24 protein-coding genes and 1 riboswitch are annotated in these 23,977 nt (G+C 33.9%); of the genes, 7 read left to right on the top strand and 17 right to left on the bottom strand.

What is annotated here, in order from left to right:
* Nucleotides 1-185: 185 nt before the first annotated feature.
* Nucleotides 186-1,100: an NADP-dependent oxidoreductase gene (locus tag AAIE21_RS11575; RefSeq protein ID WP_343266899.1), complete on the top strand. Its 915-nt coding sequence runs from the start codon at nt 186-188 to the stop codon at nt 1,098-1,100.
* Nucleotides 1,101-1,267: 167 nt separating this feature from the next.
* Here the strand turns inward: AAIE21_RS11575 and AAIE21_RS11570 are convergent, their stop codons facing one another.
* Together AAIE21_RS11570 and AAIE21_RS11565 are read right to left on the bottom strand one after the other, a co-directional pair.
* Nucleotides 1,268-2,692, bottom strand: coding sequence for a HAMP domain-containing sensor histidine kinase (locus AAIE21_RS11570; protein WP_343266898.1), 1,425 nt, complete (start codon nt 2,690-2,692; stop codon nt 1,268-1,270).
* On the bottom strand, nt 2,682-3,398 hold the full coding sequence (locus tag AAIE21_RS11565; RefSeq protein ID WP_343266897.1) for a response regulator transcription factor: 717 nt from the start codon (nt 3,396-3,398) through the stop codon (nt 2,682-2,684). Before AAIE21_RS11565 ends, AAIE21_RS11570 begins: the two co-directional genes overlap by 11 nt.
* A gap of 158 nt (nt 3,399-3,556) precedes the next feature.
* Between AAIE21_RS11565 and AAIE21_RS11560 the strand changes: the two genes are divergently transcribed.
* A complete protein-coding gene (locus tag AAIE21_RS11560; RefSeq protein WP_343266896.1) occupies nt 3,557-5,569 on the top strand; it encodes a serine hydrolase domain-containing protein in 2,013 nt (670 codons plus the stop codon).
* A gap of 196 nt (nt 5,570-5,765) precedes the next feature.
* On the opposite strand, the gene AAIE21_RS11555 is transcribed toward AAIE21_RS11560, so the two are convergent.
* Entirely contained in the window at nt 5,766-6,557 is a 792-nt protein-coding gene (locus tag AAIE21_RS11555; protein ID WP_343266895.1) for an arylamine N-acetyltransferase family protein, read from the bottom strand.
* Nucleotides 6,558-6,948: 391 nt separating this feature from the next.
* Nucleotides 6,949-7,052, top strand: a riboswitch (purine riboswitch).
* Between the two features lie 180 nt (nt 7,053-7,232).
* Between AAIE21_RS11555 and AAIE21_RS11550 the strand changes: the two genes are divergently transcribed.
* Nucleotides 7,233-8,114: a 5'-methylthioadenosine/S-adenosylhomocysteine nucleosidase gene (locus AAIE21_RS11550; RefSeq protein WP_343266894.1), complete on the top strand. Its 882-nt coding sequence runs from the start codon at nt 7,233-7,235 to the stop codon at nt 8,112-8,114.
* Nucleotides 8,115-8,179: 65 nt separating this feature from the next.
* Here the strand turns inward: AAIE21_RS11550 and AAIE21_RS11545 are convergent, their stop codons facing one another.
* Nucleotides 8,180-8,938, bottom strand: a complete 759-nt coding sequence (locus tag AAIE21_RS11545) for a hypothetical protein (protein ID WP_343266893.1) — start codon at nt 8,936-8,938, stop codon at nt 8,180-8,182.
* Nucleotides 8,939-9,015: 77 nt separating this feature from the next.
* Nucleotides 9,016-10,011, bottom strand: a complete 996-nt coding sequence (locus AAIE21_RS11540; RefSeq protein WP_343266892.1) for a phosphotransferase enzyme family protein — start codon at nt 10,009-10,011, stop codon at nt 9,016-9,018.
* Between the two features lie 532 nt (nt 10,012-10,543).
* Here AAIE21_RS11540 and secY point away from each other — a divergent pair.
* Nucleotides 10,544-11,848 carry a preprotein translocase subunit SecY gene (secY, locus tag AAIE21_RS11535; protein ID WP_343266891.1) on the top strand — a complete coding sequence of 435 codons (1,305 nt, stop codon included), beginning with the start codon at nt 10,544-10,546 and terminating at the stop codon, nt 11,846-11,848.
* 326 nt (nt 11,849-12,174) lie between these two features.
* Here secY and AAIE21_RS11530 read toward each other — a convergent pair whose 3' ends face one another.
* The 3 genes from AAIE21_RS11530 to AAIE21_RS11520 are packed head-to-tail and all read right to left on the bottom strand — an operon-like array spanning nt 12,175 to nt 13,817.
* Nucleotides 12,175-12,798 carry an FMN-binding negative transcriptional regulator gene (locus AAIE21_RS11530; RefSeq protein ID WP_343266890.1) on the bottom strand — a complete coding sequence of 208 codons (624 nt, stop codon included), beginning with the start codon at nt 12,796-12,798 and terminating at the stop codon, nt 12,175-12,177.
* 22 nt (nt 12,799-12,820) lie between these two features.
* Nucleotides 12,821-13,339 (bottom strand): spermidine/spermine N(1)-acetyltransferase, encoded by a 519-nt coding sequence (gene paiA, locus AAIE21_RS11525; RefSeq protein WP_343266889.1) that lies wholly within the window; start codon nt 13,337-13,339, stop codon nt 12,821-12,823.
* A gap of 25 nt (nt 13,340-13,364) precedes the next feature.
* The gene (locus AAIE21_RS11520) at nt 13,365-13,817 is read right to left on the bottom strand and encodes a MarR family winged helix-turn-helix transcriptional regulator (RefSeq protein WP_343266888.1); all 453 of its coding nucleotides are present in this window, start codon (nt 13,815-13,817) and stop codon (nt 13,365-13,367) included.
* 114 nt (nt 13,818-13,931) lie between these two features.
* On the opposite strand from AAIE21_RS11520, the gene AAIE21_RS11515 reads away from it, so the two are divergent.
* Nucleotides 13,932-14,576: a YczE/YyaS/YitT family protein gene (locus tag AAIE21_RS11515; protein WP_343266887.1), complete on the top strand. Its 645-nt coding sequence runs from the start codon at nt 13,932-13,934 to the stop codon at nt 14,574-14,576.
* A gap of 192 nt (nt 14,577-14,768) precedes the next feature.
* Here AAIE21_RS11515 and AAIE21_RS11510 read toward each other — a convergent pair whose 3' ends face one another.
* The 3 genes from AAIE21_RS11510 to AAIE21_RS11500 all read right to left on the bottom strand — a co-directional run bounded on the left by AAIE21_RS11510 (nt 14,769) and on the right by AAIE21_RS11500 (nt 17,112).
* Entirely contained in the window at nt 14,769-15,233 is a 465-nt protein-coding gene (locus AAIE21_RS11510; protein ID WP_343266886.1) for a GNAT family N-acetyltransferase, read from the bottom strand.
* Between the two features lie 210 nt (nt 15,234-15,443).
* Nucleotides 15,444-15,974 carry an isochorismatase family protein gene (locus AAIE21_RS11505; RefSeq protein WP_343266885.1) on the bottom strand — a complete coding sequence of 177 codons (531 nt, stop codon included), beginning with the start codon at nt 15,972-15,974 and terminating at the stop codon, nt 15,444-15,446.
* A gap of 220 nt (nt 15,975-16,194) precedes the next feature.
* On the bottom strand, nt 16,195-17,112 hold the full coding sequence (locus tag AAIE21_RS11500) for a DMT family transporter (protein WP_343266884.1): 918 nt from the start codon (nt 17,110-17,112) through the stop codon (nt 16,195-16,197).
* A 147-nt stretch (nt 17,113-17,259) separates the two neighbouring features.
* Here AAIE21_RS11500 and pdxR point away from each other — a divergent pair, with 147 nt between their 5' ends.
* Entirely contained in the window at nt 17,260-18,702 is a 1,443-nt protein-coding gene (gene pdxR / locus AAIE21_RS11495; RefSeq protein WP_343266883.1) for a MocR-like pyridoxine biosynthesis transcription factor PdxR, read from the top strand.
* A gap of 198 nt (nt 18,703-18,900) precedes the next feature.
* Here the strand turns inward: pdxR and AAIE21_RS11490 are convergent, their stop codons facing one another.
* Complete coding sequence (locus tag AAIE21_RS11490; protein ID WP_343266882.1) at nt 18,901-19,455, bottom strand: undecaprenyl-diphosphatase; 555 nt, start codon at nt 19,453-19,455, stop codon at nt 18,901-18,903.
* Nucleotides 19,456-19,795: 340 nt separating this feature from the next.
* On the bottom strand, nt 19,796-20,227 hold the full coding sequence (locus AAIE21_RS11485) for a CHRD domain-containing protein (protein WP_481858671.1): 432 nt from the start codon (nt 20,225-20,227) through the stop codon (nt 19,796-19,798).
* Nucleotides 20,228-20,554: 327 nt separating this feature from the next.
* On the opposite strand from AAIE21_RS11485, the gene AAIE21_RS11480 reads away from it, so the two are divergent.
* Complete coding sequence (locus tag AAIE21_RS11480; RefSeq protein WP_343266880.1) at nt 20,555-20,770, top strand: spore germination protein; 216 nt, start codon at nt 20,555-20,557, stop codon at nt 20,768-20,770.
* Nucleotides 20,771-20,801: 31 nt separating this feature from the next.
* On the opposite strand, the gene AAIE21_RS11475 is transcribed toward AAIE21_RS11480, so the two are convergent.
* The 4 genes from AAIE21_RS11475 to AAIE21_RS11460 all read right to left on the bottom strand — a co-directional run bounded on the left by AAIE21_RS11475 (nt 20,802) and on the right by AAIE21_RS11460 (nt 23,885).
* Nucleotides 20,802-21,041: a DUF3947 family protein gene (locus AAIE21_RS11475; protein ID WP_343266879.1), complete on the bottom strand. Its 240-nt coding sequence runs from the start codon at nt 21,039-21,041 to the stop codon at nt 20,802-20,804.
* A gap of 209 nt (nt 21,042-21,250) precedes the next feature.
* Complete coding sequence (locus AAIE21_RS11470; RefSeq protein WP_343266878.1) at nt 21,251-22,129, bottom strand: SDR family oxidoreductase; 879 nt, start codon at nt 22,127-22,129, stop codon at nt 21,251-21,253.
* Between the two features lie 18 nt (nt 22,130-22,147).
* Nucleotides 22,148-22,489 carry a hypothetical protein gene (locus tag AAIE21_RS11465; protein ID WP_343266877.1) on the bottom strand — a complete coding sequence of 114 codons (342 nt, stop codon included), beginning with the start codon at nt 22,487-22,489 and terminating at the stop codon, nt 22,148-22,150.
* Nucleotides 22,490-22,511: 22 nt separating this feature from the next.
* A complete protein-coding gene (locus AAIE21_RS11460; RefSeq protein ID WP_343266876.1) occupies nt 22,512-23,885 on the bottom strand; it encodes an aminotransferase-like domain-containing protein in 1,374 nt (457 codons plus the stop codon).
* Between the last annotated feature and the right edge of the window lie 92 nt (nt 23,886-23,977).

Genomic DNA, 23,977 nt, shown 5'->3' with positions numbered 1-23,977 from the left:
AATAATATGAGAGGACAGTTATCTATGAATAAAAATCAAACGATTCGATCGCTAAACCTTTTCAAGCAAGAAAAAGAGATTTTAAATTTTGCCCGTCTGGGTGGTAAAAAGTTCGATTACCTAGTTCATATTCAATCCCATTCCACCATAAGCTGGAACCCCTGCCCCGTAAGGAGGGATATAGTATGAAAGCCGCTGCAATTTCTACTTCTGGTCCTCCAAATGTTTTGCAAGTAATGGAATTTGACAATCCTCATGCTGGTACAGGGCAAGTTCGGGTCCGGATCAAGGCTGCTGGAATCCAGCCGTTCGACTTGGCAGTGCGTAGTAGTGGCTGGGCACCACCCGGTTTGGAGGTGCGGTATCCACAGATTCTCGGTAACGAGTTCGCAGGAATCATAGATCAAGTCGGGGATAAAGTCACAGACTTCTCTGTCGGCAGTGAAGTAATTGGATGGTCTTTACTAGCCTGTTATGCGGAATATGTGGTGGTTAGTGTTGATCAGATTGTGCATAAACCACAGAACATGCCTTGGGAAGAGGCTGGTGCAATAACAGCCTCTGGTCAAACCGCTCACACCGCGTTACAGGAACTTGGTGTTGGCAAGGGAGACACCATATTGATTCACGCTGCAGCTGGTGGAGTTGGTACCTTCGCAGTACAACTGGCTCAATCATGGGGAGCAACTGTCATCGGAACCGCCAGTGAACATAACCACGATTACCTCCGATCGCTCGGTGCGATCCCCGTCACTTATGGAGACGATCTTGTCGACAGAGTCCGTGTCCTAGCACCGGATGGCGTGCACGTAGCCTTAGATGCCGCTGGGGACGTTGCTCTGCGTGCATCATTGGAACTTGTCAAAAACAAAGACCGAATCGGCACCATTGTTGCGTTCGACCTTGTAGAGGAACTTGGTGTTCGCCCTATACGCAGTCAGAGATCCGTGGATCGGCTTGCTCAGCTAGTAGATCTTTACTCGCAAGGGAAATTGCACATCCACATTAGGAAGTCATTTCCGCTACACAAAGCAGCAGACGCCCATCGAGAGATTGAGAGTGGACACGGCCGAGGAAAAGTTGTCCTTACAATTGGCTAAAACGTACTGTGGAAATGTATTTAGGTAATTTATAAAGGGGCTTCCCCTACTATTGTGGTGGCTTCTTTTTTTACCTCTTTACAAACTAAACTACACCATTTCCTTTTAACCTTACTCGAGCCACGAAAGCAGATCGTTTACGGGTGCTACTACTCCAAATAGCCGCCTCATATGGACGGAAAATTGTAACCAGATTTAGGAAGGGTGATTTGAAATCTTGTTTCCCCCTCGCCTGTATGTAAATAAATTTTACCTCCGTGTTTCTCCACGATATGTTTTGAAATGGTTAAACCGAGACCTGTTCCCCCATCGCTTTTTCTTGATTGATCTCCCCTGAAAAATGCTTCAAATACTTTTTCTTTTATAGCATTAGGAATACCGATACCATCATCGATGATATTGATATGTATCTTTTGAGTACCTTCGATTAGCGAAATAAGAACATTAGTTCCTTTCGGGTTGTATTTTAAAACATTGGACAGTACGTTAGAAACGGCCCGATATAACAATGTATAGTTAAACGAAACGAATATTTCTTGAGAAGGGATTTCAAATTGAAAGTTAAAGTGTTTTTCTTCAAACAGGCCATAATATTCTGCAGATATTTCACGAATAAATTCAGAAATATCTAGTGAGTCAGTTGGAAATGGATAGTCAGGGCTTTCAAGTTTAGATAATTCAAAGACATCCTCAATTAATTCTGTAACGAGTCGTGCTTTTGTATGTATGATATGTAAAGCTTGCTGTTTCTTCGCTTCCTCCTTAATAAGACCCAATTGCAGTGCTTCAACATAGCTCTGAATAGTTGTAATAGGAGTTTTTAAATCGTGAGAGATATGTACAAGCATGCGCTGTTTGCTTTTTTCTAATTGTTTTTTCTCTTTTTCTGTTTTTTCTAGTTTTTCAGCCATAAGGTTAAAGTTATTCTGTATTTGCATTAATTCATAGTTTGATTTAAAACGAAGCCTTTTGTAGTAATAGCCATTCGTGATATTTCTAATTCCATCAGCGATTGAACGCAAAGGATTTGTTATTTTCATAGCCATCCAACGGCTATATATATATACATTAAGCCCAAATAAAAGGAGAAAAAGGATACAGGTTTGAATTAGCAATTTTGTAAAAACTGTAACATGGCCTTTCGCTGCACTTGTTACCGAGAACTCTTGCTTTATATATGTTTTGGGAATTTTAATAAGACAATAAGCCGTTTTCCCGTCTTTTGTTTTAAATGGTGCTAGAGAAGAGTAATACGGATTCTCCTCTTGGTCATAAAAGAGGCTGTTTAATTCTTTTTCCGTATAGGCGGATAAGTTATCTTGCTTTTTCCCTTTGATATAAATAATGTGCAGATTTTCATCGAGAATTTCTACCCAACCATCAAATGACTCAATTGTATCAGAGGGAATGTCTGAGTAGTTCTGTCGTACGATTTCAGTTGCTCTTAAATTAGATAACACAGTATTATCAAACTTCTGTGCCATTTGAAAATTTAAAATGACCAGCAGGATAACGACAGTAATTCCAACAGTCAACGAGAAGAAAACATAGGTTTTAATTAAGGTGTTAAATATTTTATTTTTATCGCTCATTCAATTCTTCCTTTTTAGCAAATCTATAACCTAAGCCTCGTACAGTTTTTAGATATACTGGATTTCTCGGATGATCTTCAATTTTTTCTCTCAATCTACTGATTTGAACCATAATAGTATTATCATCTGAATAATAATGATCAGACCATACGTTCTCAAAGATTTGTTTTTTTGTAAAAATACGACCTGGCTCCTTCATAAATAGCTTCAATAATTTATACTCAAGGGCACTAAGTTTAATTTCGTGTCCCCGCTTGTAAAGTATACAAGAGTGGTGATCCAACACCAGGTCATCGAAGCACGTTTGAGAGCGCTCTTGATTTAACGAATAAGCATTAAAATCATATGTTCTTCGAAGTTGAGCTTGAATTCGTGCTAATACCTCTAACAAGCTGAATGGTTTCGATATAAAATCATCTGCCCCTATCCCTAATCCCATAATTTTGTCCATTTCTTGATTTTTGGCAGAAAGAATAATAATAGGCATTTTATATTCTTTCCGAACTATTTTAATCAATTCGAACCCATTAATATTCGGCATCATAACGTCAATAATAGCTAGATCAATTTTGAATTTCTGTATAACATTTAAAGCTGATTTACCATCACGCGCTTCCAGTATCGAAAAGCCTTCCATTTCCAAAAAAAGTCTTAGTATCTCTATGATTTCAGGCTCATCATCGACGATTATAATCGTTCTCTCCATTTTCTCCCCCCGTTTCTGCAAAATTAAATTGCTTAAATCTAAAATTTTCCTTTTGTAAGGTTATTGTAAGATAAATGAAAGTTGAGGGAAAGATTAACATTTTAAGATGTAGTTATCTTAAATAATAGAAAATAATGAATTAAGTTAGGAGGATAATTATGAAGAGATATTCTATTTTAATGGTATCTATCATTGTGTTCGTAAGTTCTTCCCTCGTTCCTAGCCCTTCATTTGCGACTGGCATGGATATAGGACCGTCTGACGAAAAAGTGTTGGAGAATTGGATGGATCAGTTTTTTAACCAAAAAGAGATTAAAGAGATGAATATTCCTGGAGCCGCTGTTGTGGTGGTGAAAGATGGGAAAGTGTTGTTAAAGAAAGGCTATGGATATGCAAATCAAGAAAAGAAAATCCCTGTTGATCCTAATCAAACTGTTTTTCGTATCGCCTCTGTATCTAAAGTGTTTACGGCTGCAGCTGTAATGCAACTGGTGGAACAAGAAAAAATTCAATTGAACGGAGATGTGAATAGCTACCTAGATGAGGTGCAAATCAAGAATCCATTCCCACAGTTTGTTACGCCAAAACATTTATTGACACATACAACAGGCTTTCATACAGAAGTGATGAAACCAGAAGATATACAAATGGATGTAACGAAATTTTCTCCTCTGAAGGATTATGTTAAAGAAAGACTTCCGAAAGTAACTCGCCAGCCAGGTGAATCTTATATGTACGATAATTATGCTTCTACTCTTCAAGGTTATTTAGTAGAAAAAATTTCTGGAATGCCTTTTGAAGAATACATGAAAAAGAATATTTTTGAACCTTTGCATATGAAAAACAGTAATTTTGCACCCACATCTGCCATGCAAGAACATTTAGCTACTGGCTATGATGAGCAAGGGAATCCAATGCAACCTTATACTATCATCCCGACTGTGAATCCAGCTGGAAGTATGAATACAACAGCCGAAGATATGGCCAAATATATGATTATGCATTTGAATGGAGGAACTTATGGGAATGATCGCATTTTAAAGAATGAAACTATTCAAGAAATGAATCAATATCATTCAGCTATTCACTCTAAATTCCCTGATACCGGTTATGGATTTGAAAACATAAGTTTTCAGTCTGCTAATGGCCAGTACGTGATCGGTAAAGGAGGAAGTTTACCTGATTTTTCTTCTGCCATTTGGTTTTTACCCAAGCAAAAACTCGGAATCTTTTTGACATACAACAAACAATCAACGACTGATTTGCGTGAGCAGTTCTTTGAAAAATTTATGGACCACTATTACCCGCAAAAGGAAGAAGAATCGAAATATATGAGAACACCAAAAGAAGAGCTTAAGCATTTTGAAGGAGAATACATGGATCTAAGAACTAGATTCCTTGTAACGAAAATTACTGCTATTGGTAATGGAGAATTATTAGCGGAAGATGGGGTCTTAGGCATAAAATCCAAGCTGAAACAGCTTGATCCGTTATTTTTTGTAGACGAACAAGGTAGAAAATTAGCTTTTAAAGCAAATAAAAGTCATACTATCTCCTACTTGAAATACGTGGATATTTCCAGTTACGCAGAAAAGAGCAAGCTTTCTTATTATAAGGATGTAAGCAAAAAGAGCCCCAATGCAGATTATATTCGTTATATACAATTGCTAGAGCTAACCCAAAATCAAACAGGTAAGTTTCAGCCAAATAAACCAATCACCCGGGCAGAGATGGCATTTATGACTGCACGTACGCTATCGCAATTCAATGTTTCTTTTCCTGAAAAATCGGTTTTATTTAAAGATGTTCCTGGCCATTACTGGGCGAAAAGAGAGCTTGAAATAGCTGTCAACTTAGGGATAATGAAGGAATCCACTGAGAAAAGCTTTTCTCCTGAAGAATCAGTATCCCGTCAAGAGGCAGCCGTGATTTTAATCAATATGATGAAGATACTCAATCCTGGCTTAAAGGATGGAAATGCTAAGCTAAAAGATAAAATAGATCCATGGGCTGAACAAGCAGTTAAAACGGTAGTTGCTTTAGAGTTATATGGCCCCGAAGTAACGAAATATCGAGGTGGCGTGGTAAAATACTATGCGAAAAGAAATATGACCCACCAGGAAGCTGCGGCTATGATTGCAAGAGCTTTTCACAAAAGTTTTGGAAACTAGACCATATATAACTGAATAATTAATCCAGAATAAAATTGAAATTTAAATACCCAAGCTACCGCTATAATAGGCCCTGCAAAATAAAAAAGGTCAACCAGAAAAATCCGGTTGACCTTTTAATTTGATCACACCCGTTAGCTCAGTAGGCTTACTTGATTCATTTAACTCAAATACATTCTTTTTGAAATCATTGTTTTTACATTTTTATATTAAATTTATCCTCTAATATCTCTGTATATTGTTGTTCTGTAAGTAACTTTTTATCTTTTTGACCATTTATTGTTTGAGTTAGACTTTCTTTCGTTAAAGAAACGTACCCAGAATCCATAAGTTTCACAACAATTGGTCCTTTATTAAAGCGAGAATTTTCATCTTCTATCACTTTCTTTTGCACTCGATTTAAGGTTATTTCATCAATAGCATCTGTATGAAAAGCATGACATAATTTCCATTCTATCTGCTCTTCTGATTTAAATAATTGATTAACATCTCGTCTCTCTAAAACGTAAGACCCTTTATCTGTATTTTCTCTTCTAACACGATATTCACCATTTATCGACTTAACAACCTCACCAGTAAATGGAACAAGCATCAAAGGCATCACTGAAGCAAGCCCTACCTCAATTAGATATACTGCATGATTATAATTTAAAATAATTGTAACGTGTCCTTCCTCAAGGGCCCAAACTTCTGCTTCTCTATCATAAACAGTACCTAATGCTAATTGTACATCGAAACCACAATCTTTTAAAAAATAATACATAATTGAATTCAACTCATAACAAAGTCCACCACGTGAACGCATTAATATTTTTTCTTGTAGATTTCCTTTAGAAATTTCTTTTGTACTCCCAGTCACAATATCCAAATTTTCAAAAGGTATTTCATAAGCCATCGTTCTAATTATTTTATTTAAGTCTTCAAATACAATAGTGTTTTGTTTTTCAAGGTTCAATCTTGAAAAGAACATTTTTTGAAATTCTGTCATATAAAACACTTCCTCTACTATATTCTTGTAATATAAATATATCCTTTTAAAACTTGATAATTATCTAGAAACAGCGAAAGTATCATTTAAAAGATGCATTGATTAAAATAAAATTATTACTAATAGCCTTCTTCACTATATGCTCATTCTAAAGGTCAAGTGGCTTACAAACAATGTGAATTAAATCAAACTGTACCGGTACAAAATCCCCAGATATATACTTTAGTGGTACTGTATTAAAAATTAGATACCGCTATTTTAGTGTTTAATCCCTAAAAACCAGACCGATTTCCCATTCTCACCTCGTAAAAAACGAACATTAAAATAAATCCCAACAATAAAGTTCATTTTTGTTGAATATCCATTATAAGTTTGCTATATTATCAATGTAATCATCTTAAATACCATCACTCGTATATACTCGGTAATATGGTCCGAGCGTTTCTACCTAGTTCCCAATGAAAGAACTGGACTACGGGTTAAAGTACTCGGTTGTTCGGCGTATTTAGCCGCTCCCGTTTTATAATTTAGCATTAGTCCATTTTTGCTGAATTAACTATACTTTGACTTCCGTAGTTCTAGAAAGTAGAAATCATTCTACATTTTCTAGAACTTTTTTCTTTGGACCAAAACTCCGAGTGTATCAAACACCAAGAGAAAAAGGAGAGATTATTTATGAAGAACAACATGTTAAAAAAATATGCTACTTTAGCAACTACTATTGCATTATCATTCTCAATACTTGCAGGGTGTAATGCTAGTCCAAAACAAGCAGCTGAGGCAAAAAGTAATCAAAAACCTATTTTAATTCAAGGCCCCATGCCAATAGAAGCTGAAAAGTTTGCAAAAAGATTAAAAGATGTGAAAGAAGAAAAATCAGGAACTTTTGTATTTTATAAAGGAACAGTAGATAACTATCCTGTAATCGTTGCGAAAACAGGTAAAGGAATGGAAAATACAGCAGCAGCTACAGCGATTGCGATCGAAAAATATAAACCCATCGCAATCATCAATCAAGGGACATCAGGTGGACATGATCCAAATTTAAAAGTATTTGATATTGTATTAGGAAAAAGAGTTACAAACATAGGTTCATTAAAAACAGCAAGTATGGATGAAAATCAAGGAATGGATCCGACAAAATGGATATCTATGGACTTAATGGCTTCTGAAGGAAGTGCCGGAGAAGACCCGAATGCTGAAAAGGCCCGCTACTACGAGGGTGATAAAGATTTACTTGAAGCTGCTAATGCAGTAAAAGATAAATACACTAAGGGTAAAGTAGTTGAAGGTACTATAGGCTCAGCAGATCTTTGGAATAACGAAGTTGATAGAATTAAATGGTTCCATACTAAGTACGGTACATCTGTAGAAGAAATGGAAGGTGCTGCCGCAGCACAAATTGCAAAAGCTTATGATGTACCATTCTTAGGCATTCGAGTACTATCTAATAATAAAGTAAACGGTGGTAAATACAATCCAAATACAGCATCGGCAAATCAAGAATATGTTTATGAAGTAGTAAAAAAATATATATCTGCAATGCCAAATAAATAGTTTCAATCAAAAAACGAAGAGATTTTAGTATTTTTCCCATACTATTCTCCCTTCGTTTTTTATCTTTAGTTTGATATTACAAGTTTAGGAAATCCTGCCCGACTCCACAACCATAAAGGTGTATGAATATCAATTGGAGCAAGCCCACTATCAAATAAAGCTCTTTCCCATGCGTCAGCTACAATTTGGCGACTATCAGTTGTACCATTTAACACCGCCTCTGAACATAATCCTAATTCAACAGTAGCTTTTAAAATATGTGTATCCGGAGCTACTGTAATAAGCTCACGTGACTTCCATTTAATTTCTGCATAACTTTCCATAACATATAACCAATAGTTAAAGATTTTCGGTCCAGAAAGATAAGGGAATTCCGATTTTCTCGTTTTTTGCATTATATTTTTTAATAAGGAAATATCAAATTGTACAGATTCAATTAAACCCATAACATCTCCATTAGAAGAAGACCGAGTAAGCCCCATTGCTACCCGTTTCCAAATTTCAGGATGACGGTTAGGTTGTAATGCTACCCTATAATATACCAACACGTTTCGTAACTCATCTAAATTACACTTAGATACAGTATTTGTATGAAAAATCCACCGAGAACTCTCATCGAGATAGGCTTGCATAATCGACTGCCACAACTTATATGAATCTCTTTGATAGTTTAATGACATTCCTAATGTCAACACGTTTGGTAAATCATGAGTTGGCACAATTCCGATTAAAACGTCCTCAGGCATCACTTCACCACCAAGTGATCCTTCAGAATGCATCTGTACTAGTAATTTTACTTTCTTCAAAAAGAAATCGTTGCTCATATTATTCCTCCATCCGAGTATCTTCAATATAATAAAAAAGCATACTGACAAATTGCCAGCACGCTTTTTATAACAATTTAAGAGTGTAGTTTTTTAAATTCTGTTCTCGTTTTTTGTATATAGTTTACAAGATTCTTTCGTAAATTCTGTAACCATTCCGGATATTCCTCTAATTCTGGAATATCAACAGTTCGGAGTATTTTCGTAAACATAATTAATTGATGCATTCTCATAAACAATGGTAAATCTTTTAAAATATGTTCATCAATTGATGTTTCTATTGTATATCCCTGTAGAAAAACTTGATAAGACGGATGATTGATATCCACTTTCTCATGAAATATGTCTCGTAAAGCAAATGCAATATCCGCAGCGTACCAATAGTTAGCACAATCATCAAAATCAATAATTCCAACTTCGTCTTTATTTATACAGAGATTATCTAATTCAAAATCATAATGTACGATTCCAAAATTATCACTGGTAATAGATAAATTATTTGCCCAAGTAGAAATTTCCTCTAATTCTTTATAGGCAGCCCACTCACTTTCAGGCAATATCCTTCTTACAAAATTAAGATGATCTTTCCAGGTTGAGCGATTTAGATATAAATTTTTTGGCATGTTTTTCAAAGTTCGATGAAGCTTACCCAAAGTTCTTCCCCATAATAAAAATTGCTCTTCTCTTAATTCTTCAACCTCGTATTGCTTACCATCAAGTCCTTTAAAAACAACTGCATAAAAAAACCCTAATTCCGTCTCAATCTCTTCAATATAACGTTTATTTTTTGATTGAACTGGTTCTGCGACACGTATGGAATGACGAGATAAATAAAACAAAATGTCTATTTCATCTTTAAGCGCCTCTATATTTCTTTCCTGCTTTTCTATAAATCTAAGAAAATGCCATTCTCCATCCTTTTTGAATACAAATATGAAATTTGCACTTGAACGAAAATAATATAATGATTTCTTATCATATTCCCATCTCTCTAGAATTTGCTCTGCTAACGAACTTCTCCATTCATCATCAATAGTTTCTACTACCTTTAGCATAGAACTCAATTTCATCATACAATCCACCTCATTTTATTTTTTACATAAACGATGTGAAAATGTATCTATCTCATGTATGATGCATATGAATCTCAGGATTGTATTTTAGAAAACAAACTATTACACCATCTATATGAGTGAGAAAGATCCAGGCTTATTTCCACACGTTTACTGAGTAAATGCATCATGGAATCTACTCACCTCCTTTTTATTGTTAAGAAAATTATAACAATTACTGATTTATATAAGCAACTATTTATGAAAAACAGGAAAATTCTTGCCCTTCCTGTTAATTTTTCATTCTTTTCAGTCTTATCTATGTACATTTTTTTATTTATTAGATATATTATGGTTATTGAATGATTACAATTATCCATCTATCGCTTATATAAATACTTGTATTTCTTATATCCATGATAAAACTACAAAATTTTTGAACGTTCATTTGTCAAATGAATTCTACACGGAAGGAGGTTTGTGGTTTATTTATCAGGATATAATGTTCAGTTTTCCCTTTTAGGTAGCTGATAAAAATACAGGAGGCGACATGATGTTTCGTACGATTTCAAACTTTATGAGAGTAGCTGAAATAAGAAGGAAAATCCTTTTTACACTTGCGATGTTAATTGTTTTTCGAATTGGCACGTTTATACCAGTTCCTCATACTAACGCAGAGGTATTAAAAGTACAAGATCAAGCCAATGTTTTAGGTATGCTTAATGTATTTGGCGGAGGAGCTTTGCAAAACTTCTCAATCTTTGCTGTAGGTATCACACCATACATTACGGCTTCCATCATTGTACAGTTGTTACAGATGGATGTTGTACCAAAATTTACAGAGTGGGCAAAGCAAGGAGAAATGGGCCGCAAAAAGTCAGCTCAATTTACCCGATACTTTACAATCATTCTCGCATTCATTCAAGCCATAGGGATGTCTATTGGCTTTAACAATATAGCAGGCGGGCAATTAATTTCTAATCCAGGATGGACTACTTATTTATTTATCGCTACAGTGCTAACTGCCGGTACTGCATTTTTACTTTGGTTAGGTGAACAAATTACTGCAAATGGCGTAGGAAATGGAATTTCAATGCTTATCTTTGCGGGACTTGTTGCAGCGATTCCAAATGTCGTAAATCAGATTTATTTACAGCAATTCCAAAATGCTGGAGATCAACTCTTTATGCATATTGTAAAAATTGTATTGATTGGATTAGTCATTTTAGCAATCGTTGTGGGTGTTATTTACATTCAACAGGCAATTCGTAAAATACCTATTCAATATGCAAAAGCTGTTTCAGGGAATAATCAATATCAAGGAGCAAAAAATACGCATTTACCTTTAAAGGTAAATAGTGCTGGTGTAATTCCAGTAATCTTTGCTTCAGCATTCCTTATGACGCCGCGGACAATCGCACAGCTCTTCCCGGACTCTAGTGTTTCCAAATGGTTAAGTACAAATCTAGATTTTGCACACCCAATTGGCATGACACTTTACGTTGGTCTCATTATTGCTTTCACATACTTCTATTCATTTATTCAAGTAAACCCTGAACAAATGGCAGAAAACTTAAAAAAGCAAAATGGATATGTTCCAGGTATCCGACCAGGGAAATCAACAGAGCAATATGTAACAAAGATTCTATATCGTTTAACGTTTATTGGTGCTATCTTCTTAGGCGCTATTTCAATTTTACCGCTCGTGTTTACAAAGGTTGCTACTTTACCGCCTTCCGCTCAAATTGGTGGTACAAGCTTACTCATCATTGTAGGGGTAGCATTAGAAACAATGAAAACGTTAGAAAGTCAGCTTGTAAAACGTCATTACAAAGGATTTATAAAAAAAGTAAATTAATCTTTGTACATACAAATTGAACACTATGAAGCCCTCTCGTTTTATATACGAGAGGGTTTTTCATAGTGCTTAAAAAAATAGTTTAATTATATAAATGTTGAGTTATCAGAAAGGCTTTGTTTTCTTTTAAAAAAGATTAATCAAAATGGATTCTTCTCTAACAAATTTATATTTAGTTCTCATAAAAAGTTTGATCATTTTTGTGCTATGTTCTTCAACTCAAGCCCGTTTTCTTTAAGTACAATTTTTCACAAGCTGAAGAGAAGCTGCCAATATGACAGTTCCGTTCTTTAATTCTTGCATCTGAGGGTTGAATAAAAGTGGGCTTATATATGATTTTTTAATCTCTTTTCCATCAATTCTGCCATTTGTTTCGAATTTGGATTTCCTTCATTTTGTAATTTATCAATGATGTTAATATAATCCGTTTTATTTCGGTTCTGACTTAATTTATATGCAACCTGAATTTCTTCCACCTTAATCTTAAATCCAACTATACCTTTCAGTTCACTTTCTAAGAGATGAGGAGAAAGTTTATCCCATAAAACAGGATTTTCACGATTTTCTTCATATTTTTCCAGCATCATTGTTAATTCTTCTATTAATTCATCTTTCTCTAAAATGCTTACTTTACCATATACATGGACAGCTTGATAATTCCATGTTGGAACTTCTTCATGCCCATACCAAGAAGAAGAAATGTAAGCATACGGTCCCTGAAACATAACAAGCACATCTTCACAGGTTTCAAATGTTCTCCACTGAGGATTTCCATAAGCAATATGTCCAGTAATATAATAATCATCACCTTTTCTATTTAATCCCAAAGGCAAATGAGTGGCAATTGGTTTCCCTTGTTCTGTTGTGACAATCGTGCCAAAAGAGTTTTTTTGAACAAAATCCCAAATTTCATCAACATTTTTGACCTTAAAATACTTTGGAATATACATAATAATCCCCCTTTCAAAAAAGTTATATGAGTGTTTTGGTCATTATAAAGTCTATTTGTTCTTCATTACCCATATAAAAAGAGTGGGCTCCAGTTTGAACAAACCCCATTTTCTTATAAAAGGCAATAGCATTTTCATTATTCTCCCATACGCCTAGCCAGATTTTCTTTTTATTACGTTCCATCGCAATTTCTATCGCTTTATTTAGCATATATTTGCCAAGCCCATGTTTTTGAAATGTGTTCTTTATATAAATCCTCTCAACCTCAAGTGATTCATCACCCATTTCTTCAGATTGAGCATCATTGGTATTGACCTTTAAATATCCGGCGACTTCATTATTAAAATAAACAAAAAAGAATTGCGAAGAAGTATTGGATAATTCTCCTTCTAATTGTTTTAAGTTAAATGCCTTTTCTAAATAAGCATTCATATTTTCGGGTGTATTATGATGTTTAAATGTCTCATTGTATGTTTGATAGCTAATTTCTTGAAGTTTGCGTACATCTTCAAGGGTACATTTTTTTATATTTGTAGTCATTTAAATATTCCTCTCGTTTATATACTCAATATTCTCTCTTGTTTCCCTTTTTTACGAACTCCCAGTCTTTTTCTATATTTTTCCTTACTCTTTGAAGAAGATTGGAAATGGCTTCTACCTCTCTTTCGGAAAATCCCTCTAATGCAACGATATTGGAATAATCATTTTCTCTTTTTATAAAAGGATAAACATTTTTCCCTTTCTCTGTTGGAAAGAGCTTTTTAATTTTTTTGTTATATTCATCTTCTTTCTTTTCAATAAATCCATTCATTTCAAGTTTTTTTATAGCACGCGCTGCCGTTGTTCGATCTACTTTTATCATCTCAGATAACTTTTCTTGAATGATTCCTGGGTTTTCACATATTCGCACAAGGTACAAATACTGTCCTTTTGTAAGGTCATATTCTTTAAATTCTATATTACTTATAGAATCTAATGCCCTTGCTATCATTCCAATTTCACGAAGAATTTCCTTCATAATTAACTCCTTAGTATATATTTTTGTTGCAAATGCAATAAAATCGGGTTAAATTTAATGTATATCATTTTTGTTGCAAATGCAATAAAAATGATGGTGAAGGGGGGGAGTAAAGTGAAATATGTTTTTTATGTATTAGGAATTTTAATATTAACCCTTGGTATTTCTTTCACTATACAATCAGACCTTGGAACTTCACCTTTTGATGCACTTTTGGTAGGACTGTCCATAAATGCGGGGCTTACTGTGGGAAGTTGGGAAATAATAATAGCTTTAATATTGATATGTTGTAATTCAATTTTAAAAAGACAAAGACCAGAATTTTTAGGGTTGTTAACAGCATTTATAACGGGTATTGGTATTGATATGTGGCTTTTTTTATTGCATAATTTGATAACACCTGAACTATGGTACAGCAAAGTTGTTTGTTTTGGGATCGGATTAATTGTTATAGGATTAGGAACTGCAACATATTTGCACACAAATTTTGCACCGATTCCAGTTGACCGATTAACATTAATCATACAAGAATTAACTAGAACAAATATATTTTTTTCGAGAACATTCATTTACCTCGTATTCTTGATAATGGCAATGATTTTAAATGGACCAATTGGCGTTGGAACTTTATTAACCGTTTGTTTAGGAGGACTAATACTTAATTACTTTATACCATTTATTAAAAAAGTATTAGACCGCATATTAACACACTCTAGTACATCACCAAATTATGATAAAAATAAAAAGCATTCAATATAGAATGCTTTTTATTTTTATTGTTCAACTAACCTGCCGGCCTTATATTAAAGAAAAAAATCCTGCGAAAACAGGATTTTCAATCAAACTTTATTATAAATTATCAATCTTTTTTATACCCCGTTTAAATTCACTTTAAACTAACACTTAATCTATATAAATTTGAAAAACAGTAATATACATATTAAAAACGATTTAATTACATATCAATTCCATTGTCATAAACAAACTATTGGGATCGTCTTTATATTCCGAGAACGGTTTGCAGTATTGAAATCCCATACTTGTATACAAACTTCTAGCTGGTTGGAACACACCCATAGATCCTGTTTCTAAACTTAACCTATGGTAACCACGTCGCTTTGCTTCCTCAATTATATGTTGAAGAAGCCGCTTGGCAACACCTTTTCTTAAATGCAATGAAGATGTTTTCATTGATTTTATTTCTCCATGTTGACTATTGAGTTCTTTAAGTGCGCAGCATCCAACTAAATCATTTTCTTCCCATGCACTCCAAAATGTAATATCTTCTTTCCGCAATCCGTCTAAATCTAGAGCATGTCTGCTTTCTGGAGGAGAATGTCGTGCCATGCTTTGTAGGTGATCCATCAATAATTTTTCTACTGCAGTACCGGTTAAATCATCTATTTTTATCTCCATAAAACTTCCCTTCCTATCAATATTTTTTTCGTACTTGTTTTAAAGTTCACAAACATACTAACTTTTTTAATTGGTGCTTGCACTCTAACCTCAAGAGGAGCAATTGTCATTCTCTAGCGGTTCTTTTTTAATACCGGAAATCATAACATCTAGCATTTTTCTTTTTTATTAAAGTTGTTTAATGGGATTGGAAAAGCTTCATGATTCCTCTCATAACTTATATAAATCAAGCGGCTGTATTTGTACAAATCGGTTATTCCATACAGATTCATGATGCTCTATAATTTGCTCTGCGCTAAGTTGATTGCTATTTAAAGTACTATGCGCGCCTTTTACTAGCAAATTATGTTGATATCCTTTACTATATGCGATTCGTATAGTCGTGTCTAAACAAAATTCAGTTTGAGCACCCACAAAAATTAATTGCTCTATACCCAGTTTTTTTAAAGTTTCCTCTAAAGTAGTTTGATAGAAGGCGTCCCATGTGATTTTTTCTATAACAATATCATTACTTTCTCGGTACAGCCCTTTATGTAATTCCCAAGTGTACTTCCCCTTCGCCATTTCATCTGATGGATTTTGATCTGTATGCTGAATGAAAACCACTGGTATCTTCTTTATTTTTGCCGAGTTAATGACTGTATTCACATTTTCAAGCAACTGCTCATGCTGATATAAGTAATTTTTTTCTTCTGAGAAAAAGATTTCTTGCAAATCGATAACGATTAATGCTTGTTTCAAGTGAACCTCTCCTATCCGTTTGCTAAATTTAAATTTTGATTGCCCTTAATATGTATTATTTTATAATTCGAAAATAGCCCTATCATATACAGGGCTATTTTATGAAAATGATATATAATTATAACATATAAAGAATTCTAACTCTATTTAATAGTTTGTTTTTTCTGTTATTTATAGGCGCATTAAGATTCTTTTATCCCACAACAAAAATACAATCATGTTACATTTCTTTTTTCAATAATCTCCCTTGTTTAAAGTACACTCCTAGCGTAGAGCGATTTGCTAAAAATACACCAATCAAGATGAGACACGCTCCAATTCCCATTAGTGGATTAAGTGGTTCCCCTAAAAATATATATCCTGCAATAACAGCAATTAATGGAGATACATAAAGCCAAGTTGATGGAAATACCGGATTTGTCTTTGATAAGAGCCAATAATAGAGTCCATGCCCACCAATTGAACCAACAAATATGAGATACAAAATGGGCCATTGTACACTCCAAGATGTTAATATAGCTAGATTAGGCTGTTCTATGAAAATAGAACTAATCAGCAGGAAAATCCCACCGTAAAACATTTGAATTCCATTGATAAGAAACGGTGATATTTTTGGTAAATCCGAAAGTATTTCTTTTGAACGAATGGAACCTATTCCATAAAACAATTCACCGACTAATATGACAAAGCAAGCAATACTCCATATAAGAGTAAATTGTTGATGCATACCTGGTAAGGAAATACAAATAACACCACTAAGCGCTATGATTAGCGCAAGAAGTTGTTCCTTTTGTAATTTTGTTTTATTTCTTTTTACTTGTAACAACAAAATCATCATTGGCCCTGTCGCAGAAAGAACAGCTGCTAATCCAGAAGAAATATATTGTTCTGCCCAATATAAAGTTGCAAATGTCATAAATGTTAAACAAAAACCAGCGTACATAATTCTTTTAGATAACAAGTATGGCATGACCTGTTTCCGTTTTAAAGAAAATATGATAATGAGAATAATGCCTGCCAAAAAGAAACGGATTCCCGCTGAAAATAATGGTGGCGTCCCCGCTTCAATCCCAATTTTAATCGTTAAAAATGTTGTCCCGAAAATAATACAAATTAAAATATAATTAAAAATGACCATTATGTTTCCTCCTTTGAATTCTTGAAATGAGTATAGAGGAAACAGTGTATAACAGTATATCAAGGTATATAACAGTCGAATGAATTTTCAGTTGATTATAGATATTATTTCAGTTTAAATAAAAGAAAAAGAAATTCAGGTGAAATCATGAAAATTGTACTTCATAAAAAATCTAATATACCAATCTACCAACAAATCTACATACAAATTATTCAGCGTATTCAAAGTGGGATGTTAGCAGAAGGTGCGTCTCTCCCTTCTCTACGTAGTATGGCAGACGATTTAAAAGTGAGTGTGTTAACAGTTCGCAAAGCATATAAATGGCTCGAAATGAAAGGCTTTGTGCATATTCAACCTGGAAAAGGAGTTTACATCAAGGGGAAAAAACATACTACTCTACAAAAACATGAACCGTATGATTGGCAGCATACGAAGGCTGTTAATGTTCTAAGGTCTCAATATGTGATAAATCGACATCAGCAGCATTATGATTTTTCTCGGGCAATTCTTTATCCTCGCCTTTTACCTAATCCATTTCTATCAGGTGAAATGCGAAAAATACTGGACAAAGATCAGATGATATTAGCCACTTACGGACCTATTCAGGGCGATGAAGAACTTCGAATAGAAATTACAAAATACTTAAAAGAATATCAAGAATTGAGTGTCGATCCTGATCATTTATTAATTACTAGTGGTGCACAGCAAGGTATTGACTTAGTTGCGCAAACATTATTAAAACCGGGAGACACAGTTATGATAGAAAGTCCTTGCTACGGCGCTGCCATTGATGTATTTATGAATAAAGGTGTTCATATCATACCAATTGCCCTTGATGAACAGGGTATTCGTTCTGATTTAATAGATGAGGTTTGTCAAAAAAATCAGCCGGTTTTGTTATATGTAAATCCTACCTTTCAAAATCCTACTGGAACTGTAATGAGCAAACAAAGAAGAATGGAACTTATAGAACTAGCAGAACTGTATCATTTCTTTATTCTTGAAGATGATTCTTTTGGTGAAATTTATTTTGATGAGGCCAAATTGCCTCCTCCTCTTAAATATTTTGATACAAATGGTCATGTCATTTACTTAAAAGGATTTAGTAAAACATTAGCACCAGGTCTGCGTATCGCAGCATTAGCGGCGGAGGGCCCTGTATTTGATTGGCTATATGCTGTAAAATCCTTGATGGATATAGGAAGCCCATTGTTAACTCAAAAAGCTATTCAACCTTTTTTACGAACTGAAAGAATGAAAAATCATTTAGAGAAATTGCGTACTGCCTTACAAATACGACGCGATACTGCAGTAGAGATACTTTCTCCTCTAACAGATACTATTCACTTTCAAAAACCACAAGGCGGTTTTAATTTATGGATTTCTCTTCCGGATTCAATAAATTCATTTGCATTACTAAAAAAGGCAAATGGAGCTAATATTTCTTTTTTACCTGGAACTGCTTGTTTTGTTCATGAATCGAAACATGATCATTTGCGTATCAGCTATTCTATGTTAAGTGAACAAGATACTCTGATTGGATTAAAAAAACTTCGTGAAGTAATATACAATTTTCAAAATGACTATTAATCAAATTTTTTATTGTTCACATAGTATATAAAAACGAAAAACAAGTATATACTAGCCCTTCCTAGCATGTACTTGTTTTTCGTTATTCTAGCCAATCCTTATTTATCTACTATATTTCCAAAATTCAAAAAGATATTTTCAATTTGCCCTTCTCTTACTCCACTCCACTAAACAAAAGAAACGAATGGTTTGCCTTTTTTATTTAAATAATTTTGTAAATGATGAATACATCTTTATGATCCAAGTAATAAAAGATTGAAATGTATATGTATTTTTATCAATAACTATGCTTGTTAGACTACCTATAACAGCACTCCCGATTATGTCAAATGGATAATGATGCCCTACCCAAATACGTGAAAAGCCTGTCAATACTGCTAATACCCACATAATAGAACCAACGAAACGTTCACGAAGTAAAATGGAAGTTGCTACAGCGAAAGCTAAAGCAGTATGTTTACTTGGGAACGAAGAATTATTCTTTGATGAGATAAGCAAATGAACGCGATGGACAATAAAAGGACGAGGTTTAAAATAAAAAAATTGGATGATACGGTTTATAAATAAAGTGACTCCTGCTGAAATTCCTGCATACAAAATAATTTTTTTGTAGAAATTATTTTTAAACCACATACATATTAATATGAAAAGGTATAAATATCGAGTCTTCTGTGAGATAAAAACCATTATCGTATCCATAGTAGTTCCTCGTCCAGCAAGACGATTAATCGCTTTAAATAGCATATAATTCATTGCAGATATTCTCCTTTTTTCAGAAATATATAATGTCCCTTAACTTAACTAATAAAAAGCAATTTATGACTAGATTACCTAGAGTCAGTTAGTCACAAATAAATTTAAAATGGCCCCCACAAACTATAAACCATACCTCCAACAATGAACACTAAACCTAAAACTAACACGATAAAAGCGAGGATTGATTTTTTATTATTTTCCATGAATTTTACCTCCTATAAAATGTCGGTTCTGTATACATTTCCCCACAACAAAAACCTTTAGTCATAATTATGTCTAAAGGTTTTTATCAGCATACTTATAAGCAGAAATAAACTGTACATATGGCTAAGAAATTTTAAAACCTTTTTATTTGCCCTCGAATTTCTCCAGCTGGATGCTTTTCTGTATGAACGTTTACATAAGTATTACCGGTATCCATCTCTCTTGCAAGTTCTAATAAAGACATACCTTGTAAAGGACCAACAAGATCACTTTCTGTAATTATTCCTGTTACGACCCCTCTATTTACGCTAATTCCGCGTGTAACTGGCCCAAATAAAAAAACAACAACAGGTCCATTTTCTCCCCTTCTTCCTAAATGAATATGAGCAGCGGTTACCTGTTCTATATCATGTACTACCAGTTTAAATGGAAGTCTCGTAAAATCACTATTAAATCTAAATTGTGCTATTCCAAAAGCATCTGTACAAACAGGAGGTACTTCCTCTCGACCTGTTAATTTAGCAATAAAACATTTGGACAAAACGTGGTTCACTTCCTTATTCATTTGATGCTATATATTATTCATTAGATAAAAAATCAGCTTGTTCATTTTCACTATAAAAGGAATGTGAACATACAAATCATACACGTTCTCTTTCTAAATAACGCTTATAAAACTTTGCCATTGTTACTGCACCTCTAAAATCAAATCTCAAGGTTCTTAGCATCTTTCATTTTCAAAAGCAGCACTCCGCGATTGAATTTATTCTTCTTGACTTTTCAAAATGCCTAGAATGCTCTCTCCACTTAAACTCACTGGTACTATGATTCACTTTTAAAAAAATAAATCATATAGTGTTTTAAATATTCCCTAATAAAGTAGGTGAAGAATATGCCCTCCATTGTCGGAAATCTTGTCGTTCAAAATAGTAACGGATCCTTTAACTTAGGCGATTTCTATAACGTTTCTCCGAAAGAGAATACAAAAGCCTATAACGGCTCCGGATCATCTAATGTTGCTTTTGTTACTAGTACTTTTAACGGTGTAAGTGCAACAAATACATTTGATTCTGATGTTGCAGACCAAAATCAAGTTGGAACAGCTTAATCGTATGAAGAGGGAGGAATAAAATCAATTTTTATAAATTGTACACAGCACCAAATGGAATCGTTGAAAAATACATTCCATTTTGAGTAATAATATACGTAGGATAATAATATGGTGCAACTGGGTAGTCAAAATGCACACCTTGCACCTGTAAGGTGTGTACCTGCATTTGTAGAGCCTGCTGAACAGACTGAAGCGTATTTTGTGCTGCAGTATATGTTATAGCAGGGCTTCGAATTTCATTATTAAAATACGGAGCATTCATATTCATGCAACTCCCTCTTATCTCATTATCCATACATTGTTTTATATAGTATGGATATGAATTTTAAAAAGTTCTAAACTATAGCCATCTCTAACAGTCTTTTGTCCACCGTTGAAAAGAATGAAGATGCAGTAAAAACATTTATAACAACGAAAATGAAGACTAAAAACCGATATATACAGAGTTCTTAGCCTTCATTTTATTTTATACAATACTCATTGCCCTTTTAAAACATTCTCTTCAAAATATTTTCCCCAATCAGGCTGTCTTCCGTCAATATCTTTAAATCCATATTCTCTCGCTAACTCCCATGAGCTAAGTGCTTTTCCTGTTTTATTATGAACATTCGAATCACTTGCTAAAGCGGCGATTGCTCTCCCCACAAAGAAAGGTGTTTCAGATGCGATGAAATGTGGATCTTTCTTTGCTCCTTCTTGCCAATTTTCTTCTGTTACACCAAATAAATCTAACATTGCTTCAGAACGGAGAAAGCCAGGACTTACCGCAACAGCAGTAATACCATGTTGTTCTAAATCTTTCGCCATCGCTTCTGCTAAGTGAATTGTTGAGATTTTCGCTAAACTATAATATAGGTTACCGCGATATTGATAATCTACACCATCTGTAATTTCAATTACGAGTCCCTTCTTATTCTTCACCATAAGCGGTACACCATAATAACTTGTCATCATATGGGAATGGACAGCACGTTGTTGCATCAATAATCCGTTATGTAAGTTATGCTCCCAAAAAGATGTTCCCCAGTCAGTAAGCGGATCTCCACCCCAAACATCATTTACTAATATATCAAGTTTCCCGTTTTGTTCTTCTTGGATTCTATTAAATAGCACTTTAATATCAGCTTCTACTGTATGATCTACACGAACAGCAATCCCTTTTCCGCCTTGTTTTGTAACTAGTTCTGCTGTTTCTTCAATTGTTTCCGTTCTTCCCATTGATGATAAATTACCTTTTGTACTTCTTCCTGTTACATATACAGTTGCTCCAGCTTCACCCAGCATCATTGCAATACCTCTTCCAGCACCGCGTGTTGCACCGGCTACTACTGCCACTTTTCCTTGTAATGGTTTCATATAAAATTCTCCTTAATGTTAATTTTTTAATTGAATCAATTTAGATACATGCTTTCGATCATATTTTTTTGTATATTTCTCTCCATCTGGAGTAACAAATTGTAGTGTAATCTTACCACAAACACCAGTGTAAAATTTGAACTCGCCTTGTGAATTTGAAATAGCACGTTCCTTATTTATAATCGAATCTTCATAAACTTTTACATCTGCTAAAGGTAAGTTGTTATGATCTACAACAGTTGCTTTTATAAGCATAGCAACCGCTGTACATTGTTCTCTTTCTTTATTGTATATCACAATTGCTATCGCTCCGGTTCCTACGACAATACATATCAACAAGGCTATTATGTTTTTCTTCATAATAAACCTCCTATATGAAGGATTAATCTTTCTTAAAATGGAAATCCACATCATTCACTTGTTTCATTTCCTCAATTACTCTATGAATTCCTACCTCAATTTTATCTTCTTTCACATTCGATACATTTAATTTTAAAATTTTTTCTTTATGGAAAGAAGTCAAATAATTTTTATCAACAGTCTCTATAAATACTTGATTCTGCCTTAATTTTTTAATAAGCGTTTCCGTAACAATATTTTTTTGTAATGATAAACACGTATGTATTCCTATTTTGTTCCCTTTTTTATACGTAAATAGATGGTGATTTTCTTTATAAATTTCTTCAAGTATTTCAGATAATACCTTAGACCTAGCATAATAAGACAACCTAATTTTTTGCCGGTGTCGTTCAAACATCCCGCTTTTTATGTAAATTTCTAAAGCAGCCTGCGAAATCATTGAACTATCAATATCTAATAGTTTTTTATATGTATGAAACGCTTCTGCAATAGAAGGAGGAATAACTGCCACGCCTACACGTAAACCCGGGAAAATAATCTTTGAATAACTTTTTAGATATATTACATGTGAGGAATTATCGTAACTATATAGTGGATCTTCCTTTTGATTTTGTTCTAAATCTGCTAAATAATCATCTTCTACTATAAATACATTGTATTTCTTTGCAAGAGAAATAATCTTTTCTTTTTCTGTCTTAGAATATGAAGTGCCAAGTGGATGATGAAATCTTGGAATTGTATAAAAGAACTTAATTTTTTCCGTTTCGAATATCCTTTCTAACTCAATTAAATCAATACCTTCAGCAGTACGTTTTATACCCATTACAGGGATTCTATTTGTTTCTAGATATTCAATGTATAGATGATAACTAGGTTGTTCAATAAGTACTGCTTTATTTTGATTTGGAAATGGTATCGAAGTTAATATTGCTAGTGCTTGCTGGACTCCTGAAGTGATAAAGATGTTTTCTTCTTTTGTGAAAACTTGATAATTTGCTAGTTGTTTTTGTACAACTGAAATTAAAGATGGTAACCCTTTAGGTGTACCGTATATAAACAAATCATTCTTATACGTATCAATCGCCTTATTAATACAATGCTGAAAATCTAAGTAAGGAAATACATCAGGATCCGGAGCTGATGAAGCAAAATCAATTTTTCCCGTTTCATCTACTTCATAATCCGCCATTTTCTTCACTACATAATAGCCACTTTGAGGTACGGAATAAATAATATGACGCTTCTCTAATTCATGAAGCGCACGTATAATTGTTGCTTTATTGCACTGATATTGTGTCACAAGTGAGCGTATCGACGGTAATTTCTTTCCTTCTTTTATCTCTCCTTTTTGGATCATGCTTTCTAAATCATTTAATATATTTAAATATTTATACATGATTATCCCCCATGTCTATTTTGTACCGGTACAGTTTATATTTGTTCACATTGTAGCACTGACTCAGAAAGATTACCATGTACATATACTGG

The sequence above is a fragment of the Paenibacillus sp. 102 genome, assembly GCF_039549175.1.
Taxonomy (GTDB): domain Bacteria; phylum Bacillota; class Bacilli; order Bacillales; family Bacillaceae_G; genus Bacillus_A.
The sequence above is the reverse complement of the archived record's forward strand: the minus strand, read 5'-3'. Positions and strand labels throughout refer to the sequence as shown.